This window comes from Natranaerofaba carboxydovora (assembly GCF_022539405.1).
Taxonomy (GTDB): domain Bacteria; phylum Bacillota; class Natranaerobiia; order Natranaerobiales; family Natranaerofabaceae; genus Natranaerofaba; species Natranaerofaba carboxydovora.
In genome coordinates this window covers 926,683-952,814 of sequence record NZ_CP054394.1, presented here as the reverse complement: position 1 = coordinate 952,814, position 26,132 = coordinate 926,683, and the positions used below count along the sequence as shown (strand labels likewise).

Below are 26,132 nucleotides of genomic sequence, written 5' to 3'. Positions count from 1 at the left end.
TTACACCAAATAATCCACCTTTGACATGCCAGGTTCTGATACCATATCTTCTTCTGAAAGCTCTTCTTCCCCACTACCAAAAAGATCAAAATCTTCTCCATCCAAGCTAGTTTTATTATTTTTGCTGTTACTCTGACCGCCTTCATTCATATTATCTCTATTTTCATATTGAAGGTCTGTGTTGTTGTCATCTGAAGTTACATCCAAGCTGTCAAACTCATAGCCTTGAGCTTCAAGCTGCTCTCTTAACTGTGTCAAATTAGCTTGAATAATCTGTCTCGCCTGCTGGCTTTGGGCTGCTATCTCTCCCTGCATTACACCATCCTGACTTGTAAACTGAAGCCTCAAATTTCCAAGTCGTTCTGGCTTTAGTCTAATGTTTAGTGTAAAAGTGTTTTGATCTCTTTTTAAACTAGCAAATTTCATGATCTCTTCTGCAAGTCGTTCGACAAAAGCTTCTCTGTTTTGTAGATTTAGTGTCCTTGATTCGTTTAGCATATTTTCTCTGTTTGTCAGGTTACCTCTTAGGTTTTCTAATTCAGAGTGATTAAAGAACTCCTGCAAATTAAATGTTGTATCTTGACTTTGGCTTGACCTATTTAGGTTACCTGAATTATTTAGATTACTCAAGTTAAATAGTCCGTATCTATTATTATTTGCTTTCATTTGGCTCAAGCGCTCTTTTATTTCACTGTCGTTGTTGGAGTCAGTATTGTGATCAATAGCATTTCTTAAGGCGTTTATCTTTAATTTAGCTTGACTATCATTTTGGGCATCGCTTGGCAATATCTGTTGTATCATTTGGTTTTTAAAAGATTTATCATTTAATCTCCCTTTGCTATCATAGGTATGAGCTTGTGTGTTGTAATCTTCTAAGGCTTTTGTCCAGTATTTTTTAGTATCTTCTTTGTTGATAGCTCTGCTTAGTATGTTTTCCAAAAGTTTTTTGGGTTTACTTTTATCTCCTTCTTCATTTTTTGCTGCTTTTGATAGTATTTTTAGCTCATCTTTATACTCTTTTAATTCATTGTTTGTTGCTTTTTCTTCTGTAAATTTCTTAGCATTTTCCTTTAATTTTTTTATCCCCTCATTTAAAAAATCTTTAAGTTGTTTTAGCTCTTCTAGGTCAAGATTTTCTATGTCTTTAGATTTTTTTGCATCTTTGATGTTCCATTCCTGATTTAATTCCATAGCCAAAACTTGTTTTAGTTTAACTAGTTTGTCTTCATCATTTAAATTGTTTACGCCTACATTGCCTGCATTTTCATCTGTAATGTTTAGTCCCATTTGCTGATGTTTAAAATCCTGTGATAATAGCTTAACAAGTTCTGAATTTTCTTCATTAGCCTTTTGACTATTTTCTTGATGATATTTAAGTGTTGTATCTTCTATAGACTGCTGTGTCAAAATCAATGCTAACAAAGCTTCTGCAGCTTTTTCATCATCTTCTATAAGTGTAATCAGGTCATCTTCTGATTCTTCTAATGCTATCAATACTTTCTCCATTGAGTTCTCTTCTTTATAATTTTTATCGAATGTTTTTGGTAAATCAAGATAGTCTTCAAAGTTTAATAGTTCATTTAGCATTGCACTGATATTTTCTACGGTAGACTCTAGACCAATTGCATCTAGTATGTCGTCTATAGTTTCAAAATCTAAATCTTCAATTTCTACTCCTATATCTTCTATCATCAGTACAGTGTCATATAGATCCTTAAGTAGTTCTATATCATCAAGCATTATTTCCCCGTCAAGCTCTATGTCTAGTTCCTCAATTAATTCATCACCAAATAACTCCGTTAAATAATCTAAAAAGTCTCCATCTAATAGTTCATCATCAAGATTCTCTATTTGGTCAAGTTTAGCTCCATCTAATTCGTTAACATCTACATCTGAACTACCAAGTAATGTAGAAAAGAATTCTTTAAATGATGTATTATTATTTGTTTCTCCATCCTTAACTTTATCTTTTCCTTTTAATTTACCCTTATCGTTTACTGCATCTCCTTTTAGTATCTGATCAAGCATTACCATTCCATTGCCTGGACTCAGTTTTTTCACCCCCTTTCCGTAGCAATATTAAGTTTTTGATGTTTAACCTAAATTTCATCTTCTAAATCTGATAAATCACCTCCTACAGAAGTAATTATATCCATTGCTATGTCCCTTGGCAGCTCAGATAATATCTCAGCTGCAGGACCTTCCTCCATCTCGTTAAATATCTGTACCACAAGATCTTTGTTCTCTACCATCATTCCGCTAATTATATCAGAGGCTACTTCCGGGTCCATCTGCGCATACATATTTGCAAGTCTTTCTATTCTGTCTTCTCTACTATCTAGTTCGTCTTCTCTATCATCAAGCTCTTGTTCTCTTGTATCTAGATCTGCTTCTCGCTGATCTAAGGCGCCTTCTGTAACCCTTTCTCTTTCGCCTGCAAGAAGGGTTGAGTATCTTCCTGCAACGTCTCCGTCTAGTTGAGCAAGTATATCTGATTTTGCATCTGTTGGCATATGCATAAACATATCAATAACCAGATCATCATCAAGTTCTACAATTTTTTCAGCAGCTTGTCTCGCCCCCATACCTTCATATATATTAGCAAGTTCTATAATTCTTTCTTCTTCATCCAGAATCCCTTCTTCTCTTTCATCAAGTTCTTCTTCCCATTCTTTTAGTTCTTCTTCAAAAGCTGTTAGATCTTCTTCTAATTCCAACACAGCTTCTTCTCTTTCTTCAAGCTTTTCTTCTTTAGCTTCAACATCTTCTTCGCGTTGTTGTAGTTCTTCTGCCCATATTTGAAGTTCTTCTTCTCTATCTATTACATCAGGATCTTCAGGTTCTGGCTCCGGTAATCGCTCACCAAGCACGGGAACAGCCCTTGCATAGTCTAACAAATTTATAAGTCCAAAGGTCTGAGCAAGCACTATACCACCTATGAAGGTGAATAATAGCGGCAATATTATCATATATAACAAGGTACGTAACCTGTCACCTGAGTTATTTTCCTCGGCCAAAGACTCTCTCCCCTTTAAACAAACGGCAAATTATGTTTGGTGAAATATTTTATCTTAAGGTGTATTAAAGTATATTAAGATCAACTGTTTAATCTACTTGGATTCTGTGCTAATTCATCAAAGAATTTTTGTTCTAATTTCAGCTGTTCTTTGTTAAAATGATCTCTTTTCTTTTCCTTTAAGTTTTCCATTATTTTTCTTTCTTTCTTGGCTTCCTGCCACTCTAACAAACATTGGTTCAGATATTCATTCGCTTTTTCTACCCTTTGTTTTTGGTTGTTAATCTCGTTTTCTAGCTCTGGGAAATAAGAGCAATAGTGTTTCACTTCAAAAACTTTTGTAGGTTTATCTATGTTTTCTAAAAATTCTTCTTTGTATTTCTTTTGTATATCCATAAGTCCAGAAAGTCTATTTTCTTCATGTTCTTTTTTGTCCCTTGCATCTTTTAACTGCTGCTGCAATTCATCTTCTTTTATTTCTTTTACTCTTAATACTCTTTCTAGGGGAAACTGAAACTTTTTCATGGAGCTTGCCTCCAATCTAACACCATATTTATTTCACTCTCTTATCTACCATTAATTAAACTTTTAAGTTCTTTTACAGTAGATTCAAAATCGCTTTTTTCATCTATGCCCTGACGCAAGAAATCATTTATTTTGTCAATCTTTGTCAGAGCCCAGTCTACCCTGGGGTTACTTCCTTCTTTGTAAGCACCAATCTCTATAAGGTCTCTTGCTTCTTCGTATGCTGCAAGGGCTTCGTTTAATTTGTGTGCAGCTTCCCGATGTTCTTCATCAACTATATCAAGCATTACCCGGGAAATACTTTTCAAGACATCAATAGCGGGATAATGATTCATGCTTGCTAATCTTCTACTAAGTACAACATGGCCGTCTAAAATACCTCTCACGGTGTCCGAGATAGGCTCGTCTAAATCATCGCCATCAACCAACACGGTATATAAACCTGTTATGCTTCCTTTAGATGAAGTACCAGAACGTTCAAGAAACTTTGGTAACATTGCAAATACCGACGGCGGAAAACCTCTAGTAGTCGGCGGTTCACCAATAGCAAGACCTATCTCTCTTTGAGCCATTGCAAACCTGGTAACTGAATCCATCATCAACATAACATCATAACCCTGATCTCTGAAGTATTCAGCCACTGCTGTTGCAGTCAACCCCCCCTTTAACCTTACAAGGGCTGGCTGATCTGAAGTAGCAACAACGATTATGCTTCTTTTTAGGCCTTCTTCACCCAAGTCCTTTTCCAAAAACTCTCTAACTTCTCTACCTCTTTCGCCAATTAACGCTATTACGTTTATATCTGCTGATGTGTTTCTAGCTATCATCCCTAGAAGTGTACTTTTACCAACTCCCGAGCCAGAGAAAATACCCATTCTCTGTCCCTTGCCTATTGTTAAGACTCCATCAACTGCTTTAATACCTGTTTCCAAGGTTTCGCTTATTCTAGTTCTTTCTAATGGCGGAGGAGGCTTTGCCTGCATTGGATAAAACTTTTCGTATGAATAGTTACCTCTCCTATCTAGAGGACGCCCTACACCATCAAGCACCCTACCTACCATGTCTTCTCCAACCGGCACAGACAAAGGCATGCCTGAAGCAACAACCCTGTCCCCCGGAGCGATATCTTCTAAATCACCAAGTGGCATCAACAGAATATATTCATCTCTAAAGCCTACAACCTCACAATCAAGCTCATGAGAGTCACTTCTAATGGTACAAACCTCACCTATCCTTGTAGCAGGACCTCTAGCTTCTACCGTAAGTCCAACAACCCTTGTCACCTCTCCCTGAATCGGAAGCGAGTTAGATTTTTTAATTGCTTTTTTGATTTTGTTTGTATCAGGTTCTTTTACTTGCTTTTTGGTTATAGGTTCTCTCTTACTTTTAACAGCTGTTTGAGCTGTTTTATCAACATCTTTTACAGCACTTTCTTTTTCAGGAGCACTTTTTGCACTTGACACAGTTTCTGTTTCATCAATTTCTTTCTTTTTCCTTTTCCTTGTCTTCGCTGCTGCAGGTTTGTTTGCTGACTTTTTTTTAGTTTTTTTATTCACTTTGAATCACCTGTTTAACATTTTGGTGTAGTTCTCTTGCCTGCTTAGAAACATCTAACTCAACATAACCACTATCAACGGAGAGAAGAGGTGCTCCCTGAGATACATTTGTATCTTCTTTTAATTCTAAAAACAACTCACTAAATTCTTTTTTGATTTTTTCAAAAGCATCTTCTATTTTTGGATAATCATAAGGATGACATTTAATAGTCACATTATTTTGGCCCTTTAGCGCTGATAATCCATTCTTCACCATAGTGTTAATCAGTTCCTCTTCATCATTTACTTTCTTCTCAAGTATCTTTTCTGCTACCAAAAATACTAGCTCGCATACTTCTCTTTCAATAGAAGTCAACATATCATTTCTTTTTTGGATTGCCTTATCTAGCTCTGATCTAGCATTTTTTAACAAATCATTCTCTTGATCTTTTATCTCTTTTAGGCCTAAATTTTTCCCCTCATCATAACCTGCCTTATATCCTTCCTCATATCCTGTTTTTTCTGCTTCTTTTTTTATTGCTTCTTCCTGGGCTTTAGCATTATCAATTATTTCCTTTGCTTTGTTTTCAGCTTCTACTTTAGCAGATTCAATAATTTTTTCGGCTTCTTCTTTTGCTTTTTTTTCTTCTTCGGATATCTCTGGTTCTTCTGTTGCTAGATCTTCGGCTTCGTTTGGGTTTTTAGACTGTACTTTCCTGTACATTTTAAGTAATTCTTCTTTTGATTTAACAGGTAAGCTGTAAGGCTCTTTTTTGGGTTGGACCCGGTTAGACTTAAAGACCTTAGACAATTACGTCATCCTCCCTACCTCTAGAAATGACTATCTCGCCACTCTCTTCTAAGCTTCTGATTACATTAACTATCTTTTGCTGCGCTTCTTCAACATCTCGTAATCTTACCGGACCCATATAATCCATCTCTTCCTGAACTAACTCTCCCATTCTCTTAGACATATTCTTAAACAATCTATCTTTAACTTCCTCACCTGCAACTTTAAGTGCAAGGGTGAGATCTTTTTGCTCAACTTCTCTGATAACTCTCTGAATTGAACGATCATCAAGATGAACAATATCATCAAATACAAATAGCCTTTTCTTGATTTCTTCAGCTAGCTCAGGATCCTGGGTTTCTAGAGTCTCTAGTATGGTTTTTTCGGTTGCTCTATCAACGTTGTTTAGCACTTCAACTACTGACTCTATTCCACCTGCCTGGGTATAGTCCTGTGACATAACTGAGGACAGCTTTCTTTCTAATATTTTTTCAATATCTTTGATAACTTCTGGAGAAGTTCTCTCCATAACCGCCACTCTTCTAGCAATGTCTGCCTGCTTTTCAGATGGAAGAGCCGAGAGTATCATAGATGCCTGCTCTGCTGGTAGATATGCAAGAATAAGCGCTATAGTTTGCGGATGTTCATTTTGTATAAAATTAATCACCTGGCTAGGATCAGTTTTTCTCATGAACTCAAAAGGGCGCACCTGTAATGAAGAAGTAAGTCTTTCTATTATATCCATCGCTTTTTGCGAACCAAGAGCTCTTTCTAGCACATCTTTTGCATAACCTATACCACCCTGGGATATATAATCTTGAGCCACAGCCATGGAATGAAATTCTTCTATTACTTCTTCTCTTTTTTCGCTTTCAACCTTTCTCACGTTTGCTATTTCTAAAGTTAACTGTTCTATCTCTTCTTCAGAAAGATGCTTCATAACTTCTGCCGAAGTATCACTACCAAGAGATATCATCAGCACAGCAGCTTTCTGTCTTGGCGTCAGCTCTTCAGACAAGTTTGCACCCCCTTTTTAACCATCTTCGGATAGCCAGGTTCTTAATATTTTTACAAATTCATCAGGTTTGTCTTTTGCTAAGTCAGAAATTTGCCTTTTTGCTTGAGAATCTTCTTTTACTTCAACCTGGTCATCAGCTGCTGCTGTCTGCTGTGTCACCTGTTCTTGCCTTAAGCTTTCCTCTTGGGCTCGACGCTTATAACCTTTATAGAATCTTCTTGCCAAAACAAAGGCCACTAAAAGACCAATTACCCATATTGCAACCTGAATAATTTGCTGTCTTCTTTCTAATGCAGCAGCGCGTTCCCTTTCTGCTTCCCATTCTTCTTCCATAGTCCTATCAAATGGCATTCGTTCTACAGTTACCTGATCTCCACCTTCTTCCAATTCAAGACCGAGGGCGTTTTGGACCAGGTTTTGGATTGATTCAACTTGTTCATCGTCCAAGTCGCCATCTTCAATCTCATCATCTATAGCAACAGAAACTGAAATATTCTGCACATCCCCTGAAGCCTGCTTATATTCCTCTATTATCCTATTTACTTCATAGTTTCTAGTTTCTTCACTTCTTTCGTATAAACTTTCCTGTTTGCCTTCTTTGCCAGGATATTCCGGGGTATCAACTGCCTCATCACCCACAACACCACCCGGGCCGGTTCCACTTCCCTCAAAAAATTCCGTTACTTCGTGCATACTTACAAGAATCCCCTCACCAGTTTCTTCATCCACTGGCTCAAATAGTTCTGACACCGATTGTAGCTCGTCAAAATCTAGTTCAGCAGTTACCCTTACAATAACGTTACCGACACCTAGCACTTCCTCTAACATAGATTGGACATTTTGCTGCAGCGTATCTTGAAACTGCGATTGTATCTCTAACTGTTCTCTAACCTCTCCTCTTGCACCACTTTCCCTATCTCTATCTTGAACATCATCACTTAATACCTTAGATCCTGAAGTGATTGTAACATTTTCGTTAGATAAGTTTTCTACCGAATGAGCCACAAGGTTCATTATACTTTTCACCTGATCATTTTCTAGCTCTCTACCCCTTGCTACATCCAAGTAGACTGCTGCAGTAGCATCTCTTTCATCTCTTCTAAACAGTGTATCCTCTGGTGTCACTATATGTACTCTGGCATTTTCTACTTCGGGATACATACTTATCGTTCGTACAAGTTCGCCTTCTAAGGCCACCCTCTGACGCAGCTGCCTTTCAGATTCTGTAAGCCCAAGGGGGGCATCATCCAAGTCCTGATATCCAAAAACTCCATGCCTTGGCAGACCCTGTTCAGCCATCTGAAGCCTCACCCTGGAGTGATCATCTTTAGGAACCAATATTGTAGAGCCACCATCCTCAAGTGAGTAAGATATCCCGTGTTCTTCAAGGACATCAACCATAGCACCTGCATCATCAGCATCAAGATTCCTTGCTAGTTCAGTATAATCTGGAGTGAAAAACAAACTTCCAGCAAACACCCCACCTACTATAAGAAAAAGAGCAAGAAAAGCAAAAGTAAAGCGCTGTACTATCGAAAGCTTAGTCCAAAATTCTTTTAGAGTATTCGTTATTCTATTTAGGAAACCTTCCATTATAATATCACCAAACCTTTATAAGCTGCATAGCTTTAGAACAAAATATTATATCTGCATCCGCATTATTTCTTCATGAGCTTCTACGAGTTTGTTTCTCACCTGAACGGTGAGGTTTAATGCTAGATCGGCTTTTTCTGATGCTATTACTACATCATGAAGATTATCAGCTTCGCCCATTGCAAGCTTTTCACTCATTTTGTCACTTTCATTTTCTAAATCATTAACTTTCGAAATGGCATCACTTAAAATATCGCCAAAGTTTGTACCTGGAGACGCTTTAGTAGGATTTTTTGACTTATCATTTGTATCTATCTTGTCAATACTAATAGGATTAATTCCTGTACCTTCAATTTCCATTTTACCTAACACCCTCCTTGTCCTACAACATTATACATTGGTTAAACAAGTTGATTAAATTGATTTATCTTAATCCTAAGTCCAGGATATTGTTAGCCATCTCCTTTGAAGAATCCATAGCGGTCACATTTGCTTCATAAGCCCTAGATGCAGTAATCAAGTCTGTCATCTCATTTACTGTATTAACATTAGGCTTCTGTACATATCCTGTGTCTGGATCTGCATCAGGGTGCTCTGGATCATAAACCTCTTTAAAAGCTGAATCATCTTCTACTATAGAGGTTGCTTTAACTCCGCCTCCGGGCAATTTCAAATCTTCTCCTCTTCTTCCTTTAATAAAATGATTTAAATGCTCAGCAAAAGTTGCTTTTCTTGGCTGTACTGCTACCATTTTCCTTCTATATGGCTCACCATCTTCAGTTCTAGTTGTATTTGCATTGGCAATATTATTAGAAATTGTATCCATCCTTAATCTTTCAGATGTAAGACCTGAAGCACTAATATCAAAAGAATTAAAAGGCATATTTCATCCTCCTTAGGGGAAGTTTATGAAAAAATTTGTGATCACTTTTAACCACCGTCTTGAATGACACTTCTAAGCCTACCCAGTTTACTGTTTAACTGTCTTACAAGGGCACCTTGATGTAAGGTGTTTTTACTTAATTCAGCCATTTCTACATCAATGTCGACGTTATTACCATCGTTTCTCATGAATTGAGAACTGTCACGTACAACTTTTGGAGATATTTCATTTAGTGATTTTTCCCCTATTGGTATGTGCTTTTCCCTGGTAGTTTTCCCTTTTATACCATCTTCGCTTAATGCTTTTTTCAACTGCTCTTCAAAGGAAACTCTCCCTCGCTTATACCCAGGGGTATTAACATTTGCAATGTTATCAGAAATAACCTGATCTCTTTTGTGAGCAGCACCAATAGCAGATTCCAAAACTTGACTAGTATTATCTATTTTCATTACAGATAAACACCTCTCCATAAAAATTTGTGTTTATTGCCTTATTCAACTGTTATAGTTATTAATACCTATCCTTACAAAGATTCGACAAGAATCTATTAAATCCTACCTTGTTGTCCTTATTTTTCTATTTTACACAATTTGCTATATTATTTGGAGAGTTTTTTTTAATTACTGACTTATTTGATGCTTTATGCCTATGACCTTGTAGTGCTTTTGCCCTATTTATAATTATATCATCAATGAAAAACAACCCTGTCACCAGGGTTGTAATTTTAGCTAAAATGCTTATTTTTCTTTAGCTCTTCTAATAATTGGTCATTTAATACTTTAATGTAGGTCCCTTTCATTCCAAGTGACCTTGATTCAATAAGTCCTGCACTCTCAAATTTTCTTAATGCGTTAACTATCACAGACCTTGTTATTCCTACTCTATCAGCTATCTTGCTTGCAACCAAAAGTCCTTCGTTGCCATTTAGCTCTTCAAAAATATGCTCTACTGCTTCTAGCTCAGAATATGACAATGTTCCAAGAGCTAACTGAGCAACCGCTTTATTTCTAGCTTCTTCTTCTATTTCTTCTGATTTGGCTCTAAGAATTTCCATACCTACAACAGTAGCTCCATTTTCTGCAAGAATTAGATCCTCATCATTGAACTCACTTTCAAACCTTGATAAAATCAATGATCCTAGCCTTTTTCCTCCACCTATTATTGGGACAATCGTGGTTAGTTTTTCCGTAAATAAGCAACCTTTATCTGCGTATACACATTTATTATTTTTTTGTCTTAAATTATAGCTGGTTTCATTAACCCTTAAAAGATATTCGTTATAACTCTCAGGGAAAGCCCCGTCTTCAAGCACTTCTTCTTTCATTACTTCACATTCAAACTGATCTACTAGAGCATAACCTAAAAGCTTACCGCTTTTTGTAGCAATATAGGTGTTAGCTTCTATTACATCTTTTAGTACATCTGCCACCTCTGTAAAATCTACCGGCTGACCTGCTGCTTTCTGCAATATCCTGTTGATACTTCGTGTTTTTTCTAATAAATTACTACTCATTCCCTTCATCCTTTCTTTATTAATACTTTTTTCTTTGTTCTATGATCAATAATAGGTTATAGGTTTCTAGCTGGCATTAAACTGAATAAAACTACATATTGCTATTTTATCCTATAAAATGAATCTACTCAAGTCTTCTTTTTTAACAAGATCCTCTAATCGTTGTCTGACATACTCTTCGTCTATAGATAATTTTTGCCCTTTCATATCAGGTGCATGAAAAGAAACTTCTTCAAAAAGTTTTTCCATTATGGTATGAAGCCTTCTAGCGCCTATATCTTCAGTTTGACTATTTACTTCCTCAGCCATTTTTGCAATTTCAGTAATAGCCTCTTCTTTAAATTCCACTTTTATACCTTCAGTTTCCAGTAAAACTTTGTATTGTGTCAAAAGAGCATTTTTAGGCTCATCAAGGATTCTATAAAATTCTTCTTTTTTAAGGCTTTTTAGTTCAACCCTTATAGGAAACCTGCCTTGAAGTTCAGGGATCATATCAGAGGGTTTTTTTTCATGAAAAGCACCTGCTCCTATAAACATTATATGATCAGTTTTTATTCTGCCATATCTAGTATTAATAGTAGAACCTTCTACTATTGGTAGTATATCCCTTTGAACACCTTCTCTTGAAACATCAGGCCCATGTTTATCAGCCGAAGCTGTTATTTTGTCCATCTCATCTAAAAAGATAATTCCATAGTTTTCTGCCCTATATATTGCTTCCTTTTGCACTTGTTCATAATCTATCAATTTCTGTGACTCCTGCTCAATCAACACTTCCCTAGCTTGGCGAATTGGCAGTCTCTTCTTAGTCTTTTTTTTAGGAAACAAATTGCTAAACAAATCCTGAAAGTTAATACCCATTTCTTCAAAGCCTTGGCCCATAAGAGGATTATCTTTGAAAGATTGCTGTTCTTCAATGTCAATTTCTACATATTCTTCTTCAAGTTCACCTGCTTCTAATTTTTTCTTTAATTCGCGTCGCTTTCTTTTGATCTCCCTCCTTTGTTCTCTTATATCATTTTCTTGCTTGTTTTCAAAATTATTACCTTCTTCATCATCTGCTTCTTCATTTTGGCCTCCAAAGAAAGCCTTAAAGGGGTTATTTTCATCAGCACTTTTGTCTTGACTACCCGGCCAGGGAACAAGAAGCTTTAATATATCTTTTTCAGCCTGGTTTTTGGCCTGATCATACACTTCTCTAAACTTTTCGCTTTCCACCAATCTTAAAGATTCATTAAGCAAATCTCTAATCATTGACTCCACATCTCGGCCAACATAACCTACTTCTGTGAATTTTGTAGCTTCTACTTTTACAAAAGGAGCATTTACTAATTTTGCGACCCTTCTTGCAATTTCGGTTTTCCCTACTCCTGTTGGACCGATCATTAAAATGTTTTTAGGAACAATTTCTTCTTTTAGCTCAGTCTTTACCTTTTGCCTTCTATATCTATTTCTTAAGGCTATTGCGACTGCCTTTTTGGCCTCTTTTTGACCTATAATAAATTGGTCTAGTTTTTCTACAATTTGCTTTGGAGTCAGGTTCTGTGACTCTTCAAAAAGCATATTATTTTTCCCCTTTCAGTTCTTCTACCGTAATATTGTCATTTGTATATACACAAATTTCAGATGCAGATTTTAATGCTTCATATGCAACTTCTCTAGCTGATAGGTCTGTATGCTTTTTTAACATCCTTGCCGCACCCAAAGCATAAGGGCCTCCGGAACCTATTGCTCCTACCTCATCATCAGGCTCAATAACTTCACCTGTTCCAGATATAATAAGTAAATGTTCCTTGTTAGCCACAAGTAAAAGAGCCTCAAGGCGTCTCAAAATTTTGTCTGAGCGCCACTCCTTTGCCAACTCTACTGCAGCTTTTACCATATTCCCTTTTTGCTTTTCAAGTTTAGCTTCAAATTTTTCAAAAAGCGTCATCGCATCTGCTACTGAACCTGCGAATCCTGCAATAATATTGTTATTATACAACTTTCTTATTTTAACTGCACCATGCTTAAATATAGTATTATTTCCAAGAGTTACCTGACCATCACCTGCAAGGGCACAGCCCTCACTATTTTTGACTCCCACAATAGTTGTTCCATGGAGCTCTTCCAATTTATCTTACCACCTTTTCAACAATAATAGCTTCAAAAACCCAATCATCATAATAGTTTCATTAGTTTTAAGTTAGATATTATTATAATTTAGCTATCTTGTCAAAGTTATTATTTAATTATTCCACTTTGGCCTAATTACTACCACTAGGCCCTTGGATGAAAGTCCTTGTATACTTCTCTTAAGTGGTCTTTAGTAACATGGGTGTATGTTTGAGTTGTGGAAATGTTCACATGTCCTAATAGCTCTTGTACTGCTCTTATATCAGCACCCCCATTTAATAGATGTGTTGCAAAAGTATGTCTCAAACTATGGGGGGATACCTCATTATCTAGAGCAGCTTTTTTGATATATTTATTTACCCTTCTTCTGATACTTCTTACAGATAGCCTACTGCCATTTTTATTAAGAAAAAGAGCTTTTGTTTCATTTTCTCTCTTTAATAATTGCCCTCTACCTTCTTCTAGATACCTCACTATTGCTTTTTTTGCATAGCTTCCTAGAAAAACTTCTCTTTCCATATTCCCTTTTCCCATTACTTTTATGCTTTTTTCATCAAAATTAATACTGTCAATATTAAGCTGCCATAGTTCACTAATTCTAAGTCCTGTCGAGTAAAACAATTCCATCATTGCTCTATCCCTAACCCCTAAGGGCGAATTATCCGGAGCGTCTAAAATCCATTTAATTTCCTTTACTGTAAAAAAAGACGGCAATTTTTTATTTACCTTGGGAGTAGATACGAGCCGTCCGGGGTTATTCTCGATATTTTTTTCTCTTGAGTAAAATTTAAAAAAAGACCTTATCGAAGATAGTTTTCTTGACACAGTAGTTTTACTATAACTTTTATCTTTTAGATGGGCTAAGTAGCTTCTTATCATTTTGTGATCTACATCTTTCCAGGTTTCTAGTTTAAAATTATCAATTAAAAAAACAAAAACTGGTACAAATCTCTACGATATCCTTTGATTGTATATATCGAGCAGTTTTTTTCAGCTTGCAAAAAAAATATATAATTCTCTATTGCACTATCTTCTCTTTTTTTGTTGCCAAGCATATCATCCACCTAACAACCTCACCCACCTTTTCTCGATACTACCATAACCAATATTTTTATGCAAGACGCAAGCTATTTTCATTGATAAAATTTTCTAAAGATGAGAGCGCTTTTTCACTTTGCTTTGCTTTTTTCTCTTTTTTTGGTACTTTTTTCTTGTTTTTGTCTTCAGGCGGTGGCAATAAGCCAAAGTTTATGTTCATAGGTTGAAAATTTCTTGGACTAGCTGTGGTTATATAATTAGAAAGCGCTCCATGAGCTGTTTCTTCTGGAAAAGTTAAAGTTTCCTCTTCGATAAGTAATCTAGAAGCATTAATGCCCGCTACTATTCCAGATGATGCAGATTCTATATATCCTTCAACCCCTGTAATTTGGCCAGCTAAAAATATATTTGGATAATCTTTTAATTGATAAGTTGCTTTTAATATAGATGGTGAATTAACATAAGTATTTCTATGCATTACACCATAGCGAACAAATTCGGCATTTTCTAATCCAGGTATAAGCCTGAATATCCTTTTCTGTTCCGGCCACTTTAGCTGTGTCTGAAAGCCTACTAAATTATATAGATTTCCTTCTTTATCATCCTGACGCAGTTGTGCTACTGCATACGGCACTTCACCTGTCCTTGGATCTTTAAGGCCAACTGGTTTTAAAGGTCCAAAAGTCAAAGTTTCAGCGCCTCTTTTTGCCATGACTTCAACGGGCATACAACCTTCAAAGTGTATTTGTTTTTCAAAATCTTTCATTTGGACTACGTCTCCATTTATCAGTTCCTGATAAAACCGCTTATATTCTTCTTTTGTCATAGGACAGTTTAAATAATCCGCAGTTCCTTTATCATACCTTGATGCTCTAAAAACTTTATTATGATTTATAGATTCGTAAGTTACAATAGGTGCTGCTGCATCGTAAAAATATAAAAGTTTGCTATCAGTAAAGTTTAAGATCTCATTTACAAGCTTTTGTGAAGTTAAAGGTCCAGTTGCAATTATAGTTGGTTTTTCAGCATCAAGATTTTTAAATTCTTCCCGTTTTAAGTTTATGTTCTCATGGTTTTCTATTGTTTCTGTTATATCTTTCGCAAATCTCTCTCTATCAACTGCCATAGCTCCACCTGCGGGAACTTGATGTCTTTCAGCTATTTTCATTATTAAGCTACCAAGCTTTTTCATCTCTTCTTTTAAAAGTCCTGCTGCATTTTCTAAAGAAGAGGCTCTTAAACTGTTACTGCAAACAAGCTCTGCCAAATTGCTTGTTTTGTGTGCCGGAGTCATCTTTTCTGGTCTCATCTCATATAGATCCACTTTTATGCCGCGATTTGCAGCCTGCCAGGCTGCTTCTACACCTGCAAGGCCACCTCCAACTACTACCAAATCACTCATCTAAATACCTCCAAAACTCTTTGTGAAATAGACTTTTTGCACCAGAATCAGCTTTTGTTTATGAATAACTTGCTTTAGCTTCTTCTTGCTCTGTATGTTCACAGTTTTTGTTGCTACACTGATAATATTTGTTTTTTCTTCCCCTCTCCACCATAAAAGCATTGCACTCGGGACAATTTTTATCTTCAATAGGTTTATACCAGACTACAAACTCGCAGTCAGGATAATTATTACAACCATAAAACTTTCTACCCTTTTTACTTTTCCTTTCAACTATAGTCCCTTCGCATTCAGGACATTTAACATTTAACTCTTTTACAATAGATTTTGTATTTTTACATTCAGGAAAATCAGGACAAGCCAAAAACTTACCAAATCTTCCATGTTTTATAATCATATTCTTACCACATTTATCGCAGATAACATCTGTTTCTTCCTCTTCTAACTCTATTTCTTTCATCTCCTCTTCAGCAACTTCAACCTGCTTTTTAAAGGATTCATAAAATTCGTTTAATACATCCTTCCAGTTTTCTTTTCCTTCTTCAACAAGATCAAGTTTATCTTCCATCTCTGCTGTAAATTTAACATCAATTACTTCCGAGAAAAATTCCAACAACTGCTCTAACACGATCTCGCCAAGCTCTGTTGGAACAAAGTTACGTTCCTCTTTTACCACATAGCCCTTGGATTGAATGGTTTCTATAATTGGTGCATAGGTACTAGGTCTTCCAACACCTTCTTGTTCGAGTGTCTTTACAAGGCTAGCCTCTGTATACCTTGGTGGAGGCTGTGTAAAATGCTGTTTTGGCAGCAAATCTTCAAGTTCTAATTTGTCATTTTCAACAAGTGCCGGTAAAATTTTATCTTTTTCTTTTTTTTCTTCTGAGTATAGTTTCATAAAACCTAAAAACTTTATTTTGTTACCATTAGCCCTAAAAATCATATCTCCTGCTTCAATATCAGCACTAACCGTGTCAAAAACCGCAGGACTCATTTGACTTGCTACAAATCGTTCCCATATAAGTTTGTAAAGTCGATACTGATCTTGTTCTAGTTCATCCTTAATATTATCCGGTGTCAAATCAGGTCTTGTAGGTCTTATTGCCTCATGGGCATCCTGGGCTTTTTTCTTTCCTTTGTATTCTTTTACTTTTCCAGGAAAGTACTCTTTTCCATATTCACTTAATATATGTTCTTTAGCCTGCATTAACGCAGTTTGACTAACCCTTGTAGAATCAGTTCTAAGATATGTTATTAGTCCTACTAACCCTTCCTTTTTTAAGTTAATTCCTTCATATAACTGCTGAGCTATTCTCATAGTTTTTCTTGCTGAAAAATTTAGCTTCTTATATGCTTCCTGCTGTAGAGTACTCGTAATAAAAGGTGGAGATGGATTCTTCTTTCTTTCCTTCTTTTCAACTTGTTTAACTACAAAATCTTTACCATCTAAATGAGACAAAATTTCATCCATTTTTTCTTTATTTGGTATCTCTGCCTTTTTACCTTCTATTTGATGTAGTTTTGCATCAAATAAAGTTTCGTCTTTTTTAAGGTTAGCGGTCAATGACCAGTACTCTTCAGGTTCAAACTTTCTAATCTCTTCTTCTCTTTCACATATCATTTTAACTGCAACTGACTGGACTCTACCAGCACTAAGCCCTTTTCTTACTTTTTTCCATAATATCGGACTTATCTGATAACCCACTAGCCTATCTAAAATTCTTCTTGCCTGCTGGGCATTTACAAGATTATAATCAATTTCTCTAGGCGTTTTAAAAGCTTCTTTAATAGCTTCTTTAGTAATCTCGTTAAACTCCACTCTACATTTACCATTCTGCCCTTTTTCGTCAATTTTGAGAGCTCTCTTTAAGTGCCAACTAATTGCTTCACCTTCCCGGTCGGGGTCAGCTGCAAGATATATGTTATCAGCTTTTTTAGCTTCTTTTTTTAACTCAGCAAGTACATCTCCTTTGCCTCTTATAGTAATATATTTGGGTTCAAAGCCTTCCTCTATAGATATACCCATTTGACTCTTAGGCAAATCTATCACATGACCCATAGAAGCTTTAACTTTATATCTTTGGCCCAAATATTTTGAAATAGTCTTGGCTTTGGCAGGAGATTCAACTATAACCAGATTCTTAGTCTGTTTAGACTTTTTTGTTGTTTTGGTTTTTTTGGTTTTCTTGGCTTTTTTAGTATCCTTTTGCCCACCTTGGTCTTTCTTAGACAAAAAATTCACCTCCGTACTAACTATAGCTTTACACATTATTAGGTTCTTTTTCTTTATGTTCTATGTTTTATCATCATATTATTTGCCTGTTCATTGTCATTTTATTCTAGATATATAACCACCCGCCTGCTTAATAATATAACCATTTAACTCTAATTCCAACATTTCTTGAATAAATATTTCGTATGTAACACTACATTCTAAAAACAATTCTTCTAAATGAAGTTTATATGGGTATTGCGGAATTTTCTCTAATATTTTTTCTGTTCCCTTTTTATAATCTATATTTACATTTTCATTGTTATTTTCTTTTTTAACTTCTTGGTAGACTTCTTCCAATCCAAATTCTTCAAGTATATCTTTGGCATTAAGTACTGGCTTTGCCCCTTCAGCCATAAGTTTATTACAACCTTTGCTTTTAGGGCTGGTGATGTTTCCAGGAATAACCATAATATCCTTGTTTTGATCTAGAGCCTGCTCGGCTGTAATAATAGCCCCACTTTTTTGTGGAGCTTCAACGACAAGCACTGCTTTTGATAGGCCACTAATTATCCTATTTCTAGCCGGAAAGTTTCCTGGAGAAGGGCTTTTACCAATTGAATATTCAGTTAAAATCAGCCCTTCATTAGAGATTCTTTTATATAACTCATTATGTTCAGGAGGATAAACTCTGTCAATACCATTACCTAAAACAGCCACAGTTTTTCCATTATTTTTTAGGCATAACTCATGTGCCATCCCATCAATACCTTTGGCGAGGCCACTAACAATAACAATCCCAGCCTTAGTTAACTCAGGAATAATATTTTTCAATACTTCATAACCATATCTTGTGGGACTGCGAGTGCCAACAACCCCTAACATAGGGTATTTTAAAAGTTCCAAATCACCTTTACAAAACAACAGAGTTGGAGGAGTATATATTTCTTTTAAACCCTTTGGGTATACTTCATCCTCAACTGATAAAATATCTACCTTTGCCTGTTTAACTAGATTCATCTCTTTTCGAAGATCAATCTCTTTTCTAGAAGATATAATATTCATTGCAAGTTTATCGCCAATACCTTCTACCTCTTTTAATTTTTCAAAGGGCGCGTTCCAGACTATCTCAGGCGATGAAAATTTGTCAAGCAATAAATTAATTCTTTTGGAACCAAGACCTTCAATTCTAACAAGGCCTAACAAAAACTCCAAACGGGAACTTTCCACCCATATATCGCCACCTCTCGAGAGTAATTAAAGCCATGAGCCCAGCTCATGGCTTTATATAAACATTATTATTCTGATGGAGAAGAATTAGGATATTCAAAAACTTTATTTTCCCAGGTACGTATTTTGATCTTATCTTTACCCATCGAAATTAAGTACTGTGGAAGCATCGGCGTTTTACCATGTCCTTCCGGTGCATTGATAAGATAAGTAGGTATCGCCATACCTGAAGTATACCCTCTCAAATGCTCCAATATCTCAAGGCCTTCTTCTACCCTTGTAATAAAGTGTTTTGTTCCTACGACTTCCTTAGCATGGAATATATAATAAGGCCTTACCATTATTTTTAGAAGTTCATGATTTAATATTTTCATTACATGTGGGTTGTTATTTACTTTATTAAGTAATACCGCCTGGTTACCTATAGAAACACCTGCTTTTGCAAGTCTAAAACACGCATCCCTTGCCTCTTCAGTAATTTCTTTGGGATGGTTATAATGAGTGTTTACATATATTGGCATATGTTTAGATAGTACATTACATAAATTTTCGGTTACCCTCATTGGCATTGTTACAGGCGTTCTACTGCCAAGTCTAATAATTTCAACATGCGGAATTTTTCTAAGCTCAGTTAATATCCAATCAATTTTTTCATCAGACAGCATAAAGGCATCTCCACCAGTAAGTAGAACGTCTCTTATTTCTGGAGAATTTTTAATATAATCTATAGATTCTTCTAACTCTTCTTGTGGGGTAGGTTTATCCACTTCACCAATGTTCCTTCTTCTCTGACAATGCCTGCAGTACATTGCACACTGGTTAGTAACATTGATAATTAACCTGTCTGGATACCTTCTCGTTATACTTCCACTTGGGTTAGTGTATTCCTCACCCATAGGATCTGCTTTTCCACTTTTGTCAACCATTTCCTGTGCAGTTGGAACTGATTGTCTTCTCACAGGATCCATTGGGTCATTTGGATCCATTAAACTAACATAATAAGGGGACACAGCCCATCTATATTGTTCACCTATTTTATCTATTTCCTCTTTTTCTTTATCACTTAAATTTAATATCTTACCTAAAGTCTCTGAATCAGAAATCCGATTTTTTGTATGCCACTTCCAGTCTTGCCAGTCTTCTTCTGTCGCATTAAATAATTCCATAACTTTTTGTTTTCTTTTTTGGATCTCATCTTTCAACTTAAGACCCGTATCTACTTCTTCTTTTTTTTCTAAAAAGTCCGATATTCTTCCTTTAAGTTCCTTGGCCCTTTCTAAGGAAATTTCTCTAGCATCTTTGCTCATCAAAAAAGCCCTCCCTTTAGCCGATTTTTAAAATTTTTAATTTTTTTAAGTAAGTAGTATTTAAACGCTACTTTATAAAATATCTATTATAATATCCACTCTGTTTAGGAGTATATCACATTTTTAGAGTTTTGCAAAAATAACTTTGTTCATTTGACTTTTTGCAGTTGAATCAACTTTTCCCTACTAGAACTTTATCTTGTTATGGTGTTTGATACGTGTTAAACTAAAAATTAATTATAAACTAGGAAAGGTGAAAGTCGAATGCATTTTAATTTAAATATTAATAATAATCCTATGATTATTGGTCCAAGGGTCTGGAAGACAGGCCTAGCTGTTGCAATTACTTTTTGGATAACAGAATTATTAGCCTTAGATTATTCTTTTTTGGCAGTGATAGCTGCCATAATTTCTGTGCAACCAACAATATCTGATTCTTTCAAAAAAGGATGGGAAAGGGTACTAGCAACAGCTGTTGGAGTAATCGTTGCTTTTACTATGATCTTAATTTTTGGCAGCGGCCCTTTATCAATGGGGGTCGGAGTAATAATTGGTATTTTGGTTTGCAAATATTTCAACTGGTACGAATCAATTGTTTTAGCAAGTATTACAATCGTAATATTAATGTCAGGCTATCATGAAGATAATTTATTTGACTATGCATTGTATAGAACCGGTCTACCTTTTTTAGGAATAGGTGTTGCCATTTTTATAAATTTATTATTCTCACCCCCTAAACATATATCAACTTTAAAGGAAAGTTTGAAATCTCTTAATGAATCTATTGAGTCTTTATTTATGAGAGTAATAAATGGTTTTGTTACCTCCAAAAATTATAACGAAAAAGAAGTCGAAAAACTAGTCCTAAAAGTAGAAGAACAGCATTCCATATGTAGAGAAATACTTACCAGGCACAAAAGTGAACTAGGCTACCAAAAATACTTTAAAGGCCAAGACCCTGAGAGCATAAAAAAATACGAAAAGGCTATAGACTTACTATGGCTAATTGCTCAAAGAGTTATAGACATCCATTCTTTAACAAGTGAAAGAACAAAAAGAATGGGAGAACTAGATAATAACAGTTTTAGCAGTGAGTATAGTGAATTGCTTTTATCCGTTCAAGAATTTTTATATTTAACAAATAGCTTTCAGAGAAATTTACTCCAAAGCTTTTTGAATGAAGAAGAAAATTACGAAGATATTATCTCAAGGCAATATAGTGAAATTAAAGAATTAAGGGCCGAGCTAAGAAACAATATAAATAAATGGCAGGAAAGCCATTTGGGATCAAATTACATTAAGTCACTTATGGAAATTGCAACCCTTATATATGACTTAGATCAAATTTGCAACTATCTATTTCAATTTATGGAGCTAGATAAAGATAATCATGAAGAGTCTAATTAAAGGTTTGCTAATTCCATTTCCAAGCCTCTATATCCTATAGCTTCTGCTAAATGTTTTAATAATATTTCTTTTTCGCCAGAGAGGTCAGCAATAGTTCTGGCGATTTTTAGTATTCTATCATATGATCGTACGCTTAAGTTGAACTTATTATATGTTCTTAAAAGCAGCTCCTCACAATTTTTATCTAGAGAACAATAGGTTTTTATCTGTGTATGGTTTAGAGCAGAATTACTTGCTATGCCAATATCTTTATACCTTTCCCTTTGAATCTTTCTTGCCCTTTCAACTCTTCTTCTAATATCAATAGAAAGCTCCTCTTTTTTTTCACCTTTTATTTCATCAAACTTCAATGGTGGGGCTTCTACTTCTATGTCGATTCGATCTTTTAAGGGAGCGCTGATCTTTTTATGATATTTTTTAATTTCGGCCTCCGTACAAGTACATGTAACATCAGGAGTATAATAATTGCCACAATAACAAGGGTTCATAGTTGCTATAAGCATAAAATCCGCAGGGTAAGTAATAGTTGAACTATGCCGTGATATGGTTATTATCTTATCTTCTAAAGGCTGTCTTAACTGATCCAAAACCTTATACGAAAACTCTGCAATTTCATCTAAAAATAAAACACCTTTATGAGCAAGACTCACCTCTCCAGGCATTGGATCTTTTCCGCCCCCTATAAGGGCTGGACCCGTCACACCATGGTGCGGGCTTCTAACGGGTGACTTTGTAATTAACTGAGGGTCTTTTTTTAGAAGTCCTGCAACACTGAAAATTTTAGTCACTTCCATGCTTTCGGCAAACGTCAGTTCGGGTAAAATTCCTGCTGTTCTCTTTGCAAGCATTGATTTACCTGTTCCAGGAGGCCCAACAATCAAAACGTTATGACTTCCCGCACCAGCAATCTCTAGAGCTTTTTTGACCCTATATTGCCCTGAAACCTCACTAAAATCAGATACCAAAACTTCATCAGTATCATAGCTTTTGTTATTATCAACATTAATGTCATGTTTAGTTATTTCTTCTAAATTAATATCTTCTTCACCATCTAAAAACTTAACTAGTGAGCTTAATGAATCAGCAGGAATTGTTTCAATTTCATTAACCAGTTTTGCCTCATTCAAGTTATTATAAGGTACAATCAACCCTTTAAAGCCTTCATTAAACACTGTCATAGCCATTGGCAAGACACCTTCTACAGGCCTTACGCTACCATCAAGAGCTAATTCTCCAATAACTATTAGTTCTTTTAATTTAGACAAATCGTTTATTTGAGCCGTAGCCTTCAAAATACCAAGGGCAATTGGTAGGTCAAAATGAGTCCCTACCTTCCTGGTATTTCCAGGAGCAAGGTTAACGGTAATCCTTTTTGGGGGCAAATTAAAGCCGGAGTTTTTAATTGCTGACCTAACTCTTTCTTTGGCCTCCTTAACAGCAGCACCAGGCAGGCCAACAATCTCAAATGCTGGTATACCATTTGAGATATCTACTTCTACCTGGATTAACATCCCTTCTAGTCCAACTAGTGAACAACTTCTTAAAGTAGAATACATTATTAGTCGTCTTCCCCTTCCTAAAATGCATTATTTAATAACTTAATTGATTTTAAGTTTTCTTTTGAATCAAGTATTACACTTACCACATCGAACCTAAAGTCATAGTTTTTATTAGGATGAATAGTTGATAGACGACTAATATAAATATTGGCAACTTTTTTTATTTTAGCCATTTTTCTAAAATCTACAGCTTCTTCTGGTAACCCAAAATTTAGATCCTGTCTTGTTTTAACTTCCACAAAAACTATTGTATCATTTTCCTTACATATTATATCAATTTCTCCAGTTCTAGTCCTAAAATTTTTCTCTAAAACAAGATAGCCTTGTTTTTTTAGTAACTTTTCAGCTAGTTCCTCACCAATTTTACCCTTCCTTATGTTCCCCCCACCCAAATCAATAATTCCTGCCTTTTAAAAAGCTTTCCCTATGTACTGGAGTTATACCGTAATTTTTGATTGCTATGTAATGATTTTTTGTAGGATAACCTTTGTTATCGCAAAATCCATACCCGGGGTAAAGCTTGTCAAGCTTGTACATAATATTATCCCTTGTAACCTTTGCTATAATTCCTGCTGCAGCTATAGATGCAGCCTTTTTATCCCCTTTTACTACTGCATCCGCTTTATCCTGATAGTTTTCAGGTATTTGATTGCCATCTAACAAAATATGTTCGGGGTCCATATCTAGGTTTTTTAATGCTTTAACAAAGGCTATCTTGTTAGCATTCAAGATATTTACATTGTCTATCACCTTTACATTTACTACCCCAACCCCGTAGCTTAATGATTTTTCTATTATCTCTCTACAAAGGTCTTCTCTTTCTTTTTTGTTAAGAGTTTTAGAATCAGCAAGGCTAATATACTCTTCGTCATTTAGTATTACAGCAGCTCCAACTAAGGGTCCCGCTAACGGCCCTCTACCCGCCTCATCAACTCCTGCTATGACTTTTTTATCAGGCGCGATTACTTTTTGGAATAGATACATATCTTCAATTCTTTTTCTTTCTGCTTCAATTTTATTTAATTTTTTTTCTAATTTTTCTGCTAACTTCTTGGCACCTTTTCTTTCATCAGACTTAAGTAAACCAAGCAACATCTTATCAGGAACTGTTTTAACCATTTCTTCAAGTTCTTTTAGTGATTTTTCAGCCATTTTTTACACTTCTTTCTCAAGATATATTTTCTAATTTATACTTTGTCTCTCTTATACCTTCTCTAATGAAACTTTGCCAAACTTCCCATTATTAAAGTCCTTTATAAAAACATGGGAAGCTTTTTCTAAGTCAACCTCCCCGCCTTTAACAAGGGCACCCCTTTTTCGTCCTATTTCTTCCAAAAACAAATGAAATTCGGGTAGTTCTTCTAGTTTGTATCTTTCTTTTAGCCCTTCAGGTGATAATTTTTTCAAATTGTCAAATAGCCATTTAGCAACCTCTTCAAGTTGAAAATAATTTATATCAATAGCTTCACAAACTGCAAGCTTATAGCCTACTTCTAAATCATCATATTCGGGAAGCAAAATCCCAGGAGTATCCAAAAGATGTATCCTATTTTTGAATTTGTACCACTGCTTCCCCCGGGTTATTCCTGGAGCTGCTCCCGTTCTTGCAGTTTTCTTTCGACTGATTTGATTTAGTACAGTAGATTTACCCACGTTTGGTATGCCAACTATCATCAGTTTTAGTATTTTACTTTTACTACTAAATTTGTTTATCAAACCAAACAACTTTTCTACATCTTTCTTATCATCTTTAGAAAACCCCATTACATGATAACCCAAATCTTTATAATAATTCTCCCATTTAAGAGTAATATTTTCTGAAGCAAGGTCCTTTTTATTTAAAACTATAATTTTAGGTTTATTAAAGGTGACATCGTCTATAGCTTCTGGCATTGAACTCTCTGGTATTCTAGCATCTCTGACTTCTAACACGATGTCTACAAGCTTAATATTTTCTTTAATTGTTTTTTTTGCTTTTGCTATATGTCCCGGATACCAGTTAAGTTTCATAATAAAAAAGACCCCTTTTTATTCCAAAAGTTAATTACTTAATTTAATCTATTGTTCCTGCACTATCAAAAGGCCAAAATACAAAAAAAGCTTTGCCTTTTATCTGTTCTTGTGAAACATAACCTACAGACTCAGAACGGCTATCCATACTATTATCCCTGTTATCGCCCAATACAAAATAGTGATTTTCAGGTACCACTTCTGGCCCAAAATTATCATTTCTAGACCCGGATGTATAATAATCTTCCTCTAATGGTTCCCCGTCTAGATGAACTTCCCCTTCATCTATTTTTATTTCCTCACCAGGTAGGCCAATTACTCTCTTAATAAAGTCTTTGTTCTCATTATAGCTAAAAACCACTATATCATCTCGTTCAGGCTCATCTAACCTATACCAAAACTTATTTACAACAAGTCTCTCGGAGTGTGACAGTGTTGGATACATTGATTGCCCTTCAACCAAAAAAATCTCCACAACAAAATGTCTTATCAACAATGCAATTAGCACAGCAACAGCTAATGATTTTATCCAATCCAAAGTCTCTTTTTTGATATTCTTTGTCATAATAATCCCCCAAAAGAGTTCATAAAAAGGGACTGAAACAATGTAACAGCCCCTTCCTGATTATTTACGTAATTCTTTTATTCTTGTTGCTTTTTTACCTTTTAGTTTACGCAAATAATATAACCTTGCTCTTCTTACTCGACCTCTTCTAAGAATTTTTATACTGTCAATTTTGGGAGAATGAACAGGGAAAGTTCTTTCAACTCCTACACCAAAGCTAACCTTACGTACAGTAAAGGTTTCTTTGACTCCAGAGCCTTGACGTTTTATAACAATGCCGTCAAAAGCCTGAATCCTTTCTCTGTTTCCTTCCACAACCCGGATATTTACTCTGACAGTATCACCCGGACTAAATTGAGGAAGGTCATCTCGAAGCTGTTTTTTTTCTATTTCATCAATTATGGTTGTCATCTC

General features: G+C 35.5%; 26 protein-coding genes. 1 reads left to right on the top strand and 25 read right to left on the bottom strand.

All coding sequences use genetic code 11. The features are described 5' to 3' along the window. The 19 genes from ACONDI_RS04615 to eam all read right to left on the bottom strand — a co-directional run bounded on the left by ACONDI_RS04615 (window position 1) and on the right by eam (window position 20,177). The gene (locus tag ACONDI_RS04615) at window positions 1–2,061 is read right to left on the bottom strand and encodes a flagellar hook-length control protein FliK (protein WP_241080312.1); all 2,061 of its coding nucleotides are present in this window, start codon (window positions 2,059–2,061) and stop codon (window positions 1–3) included. Window positions 2,062–2,099: 38 nt separating this feature from the next. Beyond that, a complete protein-coding gene (locus ACONDI_RS04610; RefSeq protein ID WP_241080311.1) occupies window positions 2,100–3,017 on the bottom strand; it encodes a MotE family protein in 918 nt (305 codons plus the stop codon). An 80-nt stretch (window positions 3,018–3,097) separates the two neighbouring features. Further along, the gene (gene fliJ / locus ACONDI_RS04605) at window positions 3,098–3,541 is read right to left on the bottom strand and encodes a flagellar export protein FliJ (RefSeq protein ID WP_241080310.1); all 444 of its coding nucleotides are present in this window, start codon (window positions 3,539–3,541) and stop codon (window positions 3,098–3,100) included. Window positions 3,542–3,582: 41 nt separating this feature from the next. Then, the gene (fliI, locus tag ACONDI_RS04600) at window positions 3,583–4,911 is read right to left on the bottom strand and encodes a flagellar protein export ATPase FliI (protein WP_420848181.1); all 1,329 of its coding nucleotides are present in this window, start codon (window positions 4,909–4,911) and stop codon (window positions 3,583–3,585) included. 178 nt (window positions 4,912–5,089) lie between these two features. Then, window positions 5,090–5,887 carry a FliH/SctL family protein gene (locus ACONDI_RS04595; RefSeq protein ID WP_241080309.1) on the bottom strand — a complete coding sequence of 266 codons (798 nt, stop codon included), beginning with the start codon at window positions 5,885–5,887 and terminating at the stop codon, window positions 5,090–5,092. Then, window positions 5,880–6,884: a flagellar motor switch protein FliG gene (gene fliG / locus ACONDI_RS04590; protein WP_241080308.1), complete on the bottom strand. Its 1,005-nt coding sequence runs from the start codon at window positions 6,882–6,884 to the stop codon at window positions 5,880–5,882. Before fliG ends, ACONDI_RS04595 begins: the two co-directional genes overlap by 8 nt. A 15-nt stretch (window positions 6,885–6,899) precedes the next feature. Further along, window positions 6,900–8,477, bottom strand: a complete 1,578-nt coding sequence (fliF, locus tag ACONDI_RS04585) for a flagellar basal-body MS-ring/collar protein FliF (protein WP_241080307.1) — start codon at window positions 8,475–8,477, stop codon at window positions 6,900–6,902. A 48-nt stretch (window positions 8,478–8,525) separates the two neighbouring features. Further along, complete coding sequence (fliE, locus tag ACONDI_RS04580) at window positions 8,526–8,837, bottom strand: flagellar hook-basal body complex protein FliE (protein WP_241080306.1); 312 nt, start codon at window positions 8,835–8,837, stop codon at window positions 8,526–8,528. 64 nt (window positions 8,838–8,901) lie between these two features. Further along, window positions 8,902–9,360: a flagellar basal body rod protein FlgC gene (gene flgC / locus ACONDI_RS04575; RefSeq protein WP_241080305.1), complete on the bottom strand. Its 459-nt coding sequence runs from the start codon at window positions 9,358–9,360 to the stop codon at window positions 8,902–8,904. Between the two features lie 47 nt (window positions 9,361–9,407). Next, complete coding sequence (gene flgB / locus ACONDI_RS04570) at window positions 9,408–9,809, bottom strand: flagellar basal body rod protein FlgB (protein ID WP_241080304.1); 402 nt, start codon at window positions 9,807–9,809, stop codon at window positions 9,408–9,410. A 275-nt stretch (window positions 9,810–10,084) separates the two neighbouring features. Beyond that, on the bottom strand, window positions 10,085–10,873 hold the full coding sequence (gene codY / locus ACONDI_RS04565; protein WP_241080303.1) for a GTP-sensing pleiotropic transcriptional regulator CodY: 789 nt from the start codon (window positions 10,871–10,873) through the stop codon (window positions 10,085–10,087). Between the two features lie 111 nt (window positions 10,874–10,984). Further along, window positions 10,985–12,436, bottom strand: a complete 1,452-nt coding sequence (gene hslU, locus ACONDI_RS04560) for an ATP-dependent protease ATPase subunit HslU (RefSeq protein ID WP_241080302.1) — start codon at window positions 12,434–12,436, stop codon at window positions 10,985–10,987. 1 nt (window position 12,437) lies between these two features. After that, complete coding sequence (gene hslV / locus ACONDI_RS04555) at window positions 12,438–12,986, bottom strand: ATP-dependent protease subunit HslV (RefSeq protein ID WP_241080301.1); 549 nt, start codon at window positions 12,984–12,986, stop codon at window positions 12,438–12,440. 146 nt (window positions 12,987–13,132) lie between these two features. Beyond that, window positions 13,133–13,912: a site-specific tyrosine recombinase/integron integrase gene (gene xerA / locus ACONDI_RS04550; protein ID WP_277397836.1), complete on the bottom strand. Its 780-nt coding sequence runs from the start codon at window positions 13,910–13,912 to the stop codon at window positions 13,133–13,135. Continuing rightward, window positions 13,912–14,052 carry a hypothetical protein gene (locus ACONDI_RS04545; RefSeq protein ID WP_241080299.1) on the bottom strand — a complete coding sequence of 47 codons (141 nt, stop codon included), beginning with the start codon at window positions 14,050–14,052 and terminating at the stop codon, window positions 13,912–13,914. The genes xerA and ACONDI_RS04545 overlap by 1 nt, the downstream gene beginning before the upstream one ends. 47 nt (window positions 14,053–14,099) lie before the next feature. After that, window positions 14,100–15,428, bottom strand: coding sequence for a methylenetetrahydrofolate--tRNA-(uracil(54)-C(5))-methyltransferase (FADH(2)-oxidizing) TrmFO (gene trmFO, locus ACONDI_RS04540; protein WP_241080298.1), 1,329 nt, complete (start codon window positions 15,426–15,428; stop codon window positions 14,100–14,102). Window positions 15,429–15,486: 58 nt separating this feature from the next. Beyond that, window positions 15,487–17,565, bottom strand: coding sequence for a type I DNA topoisomerase (gene topA / locus ACONDI_RS04535; RefSeq protein WP_420848180.1), 2,079 nt, complete (start codon window positions 17,563–17,565; stop codon window positions 15,487–15,489). 192 nt (window positions 17,566–17,757) lie between these two features. Then, complete coding sequence (gene dprA, locus ACONDI_RS04530) at window positions 17,758–18,870, bottom strand: DNA-processing protein DprA (protein WP_241080296.1); 1,113 nt, start codon at window positions 18,868–18,870, stop codon at window positions 17,758–17,760. A 68-nt stretch (window positions 18,871–18,938) separates the two neighbouring features. Next, on the bottom strand, window positions 18,939–20,177 hold the full coding sequence (eam, locus tag ACONDI_RS04525) for a glutamate 2,3-aminomutase (RefSeq protein WP_241080295.1): 1,239 nt from the start codon (window positions 20,175–20,177) through the stop codon (window positions 18,939–18,941). Between the two features lie 264 nt (window positions 20,178–20,441). Between eam and ACONDI_RS04520 the strand changes: the two genes are divergently transcribed. Then, on the top strand, window positions 20,442–21,584 hold the full coding sequence (locus tag ACONDI_RS04520) for an FUSC family protein (RefSeq protein ID WP_241080294.1): 1,143 nt from the start codon (window positions 20,442–20,444) through the stop codon (window positions 21,582–21,584). Here the strand turns inward: ACONDI_RS04520 and ACONDI_RS04515 are convergent. Genes ACONDI_RS04515 through rplS form a run of 6 tightly spaced genes read right to left on the bottom strand, consistent with a single transcriptional unit; the run spans window position 21,581 to window position 26,129 of the window. Then, window positions 21,581–23,140, bottom strand: coding sequence for a YifB family Mg chelatase-like AAA ATPase (locus ACONDI_RS04515; RefSeq protein WP_241080293.1), 1,560 nt, complete (start codon window positions 23,138–23,140; stop codon window positions 21,581–21,583). The two genes, ACONDI_RS04520 and ACONDI_RS04515, sit on opposite strands and share 4 nt — an antisense overlap. A 20-nt stretch (window positions 23,141–23,160) precedes the next feature. Continuing rightward, window positions 23,161–23,535 carry a YraN family protein gene (locus ACONDI_RS04510; protein ID WP_241080292.1) on the bottom strand — a complete coding sequence of 125 codons (375 nt, stop codon included), beginning with the start codon at window positions 23,533–23,535 and terminating at the stop codon, window positions 23,161–23,163. A gap of 1 nt (window position 23,536) precedes the next feature. After that, window positions 23,537–24,295 carry a ribonuclease HII gene (locus ACONDI_RS04505; protein WP_241080291.1) on the bottom strand — a complete coding sequence of 253 codons (759 nt, stop codon included), beginning with the start codon at window positions 24,293–24,295 and terminating at the stop codon, window positions 23,537–23,539. 51 nt (window positions 24,296–24,346) lie between these two features. After that, on the bottom strand, window positions 24,347–25,153 hold the full coding sequence (gene ylqF, locus ACONDI_RS04500) for a ribosome biogenesis GTPase YlqF (RefSeq protein ID WP_241080290.1): 807 nt from the start codon (window positions 25,151–25,153) through the stop codon (window positions 24,347–24,349). Window positions 25,154–25,196: 43 nt separating this feature from the next. Continuing rightward, on the bottom strand, window positions 25,197–25,718 hold the full coding sequence (lepB, locus tag ACONDI_RS04495) for a signal peptidase I (protein ID WP_241080289.1): 522 nt from the start codon (window positions 25,716–25,718) through the stop codon (window positions 25,197–25,199). A 60-nt stretch (window positions 25,719–25,778) separates the two neighbouring features. Then, complete coding sequence (rplS, locus tag ACONDI_RS04490; protein WP_241080288.1) at window positions 25,779–26,129, bottom strand: 50S ribosomal protein L19; 351 nt, start codon at window positions 26,127–26,129, stop codon at window positions 25,779–25,781. Window positions 26,130–26,132: the final 3 nt, after the last annotated feature.

Coding starts and splice junctions, on each gene's coding strand:
- fliJ (WP_241080310.1), bottom strand. CDS start 3,541: ATGAAAAAGTTTCAGTTTCCCCTAGAAAGAGTATTAAGAGTAAAAGAA.
- trmFO (WP_241080298.1), bottom strand. CDS start 15,428: ATGAGTGATTTGGTAGTAGTTGGAGGTGGCCTTGCAGGTGTAGAAGCA.
- ACONDI_RS04515 (WP_241080293.1), bottom strand. CDS start 23,140: ATGTATTCTACTTTAAGAAGTTGTTCACTAGTTGGACTAGAAGGGATG.
- fliF (WP_241080307.1), bottom strand. CDS start 8,477: ATGGAAGGTTTCCTAAATAGAATAACGAATACTCTAAAAGAATTTTGG.
- hslU (WP_241080302.1), bottom strand. CDS start 12,436: ATGCTTTTTGAAGAGTCACAGAACCTGACTCCAAAGCAAATTGTAGAA.
- flgC (WP_241080305.1), bottom strand. CDS start 9,360: ATGCCTTTTAATTCTTTTGATATTAGTGCTTCAGGTCTTACATCTGAA.
- ACONDI_RS04520 (WP_241080294.1), top strand. CDS start 20,442: ATGCATTTTAATTTAAATATTAATAATAATCCTATGATTATTGGTCCA.
- lepB (WP_241080289.1), bottom strand. CDS start 25,718: ATGACAAAGAATATCAAAAAAGAGACTTTGGATTGGATAAAATCATTA.
- codY (WP_241080303.1), bottom strand. CDS start 10,873: ATGAGTAGTAATTTATTAGAAAAAACACGAAGTATCAACAGGATATTG.
- eam (WP_241080295.1), bottom strand. CDS start 20,177: ATGAGCAAAGATGCTAGAGAAATTTCCTTAGAAAGGGCCAAGGAACTT.
- ylqF (WP_241080290.1), bottom strand. CDS start 25,153: ATGAAACTTAACTGGTATCCGGGACATATAGCAAAAGCAAAAAAAACA.
- rplS (WP_241080288.1), bottom strand. CDS start 26,129: ATGACAACCATAATTGATGAAATAGAAAAAAAACAGCTTCGAGATGAC.
- flgB (WP_241080304.1), bottom strand. CDS start 9,809: ATGAAAATAGATAATACTAGTCAAGTTTTGGAATCTGCTATTGGTGCT.
- ACONDI_RS04505 (WP_241080291.1), bottom strand. CDS start 24,295: ATGGCTGAAAAATCACTAAAAGAACTTGAAGAAATGGTTAAAACAGTT.
- fliE (WP_241080306.1), bottom strand. CDS start 8,837: ATGGAAATTGAAGGTACAGGAATTAATCCTATTAGTATTGACAAGATA.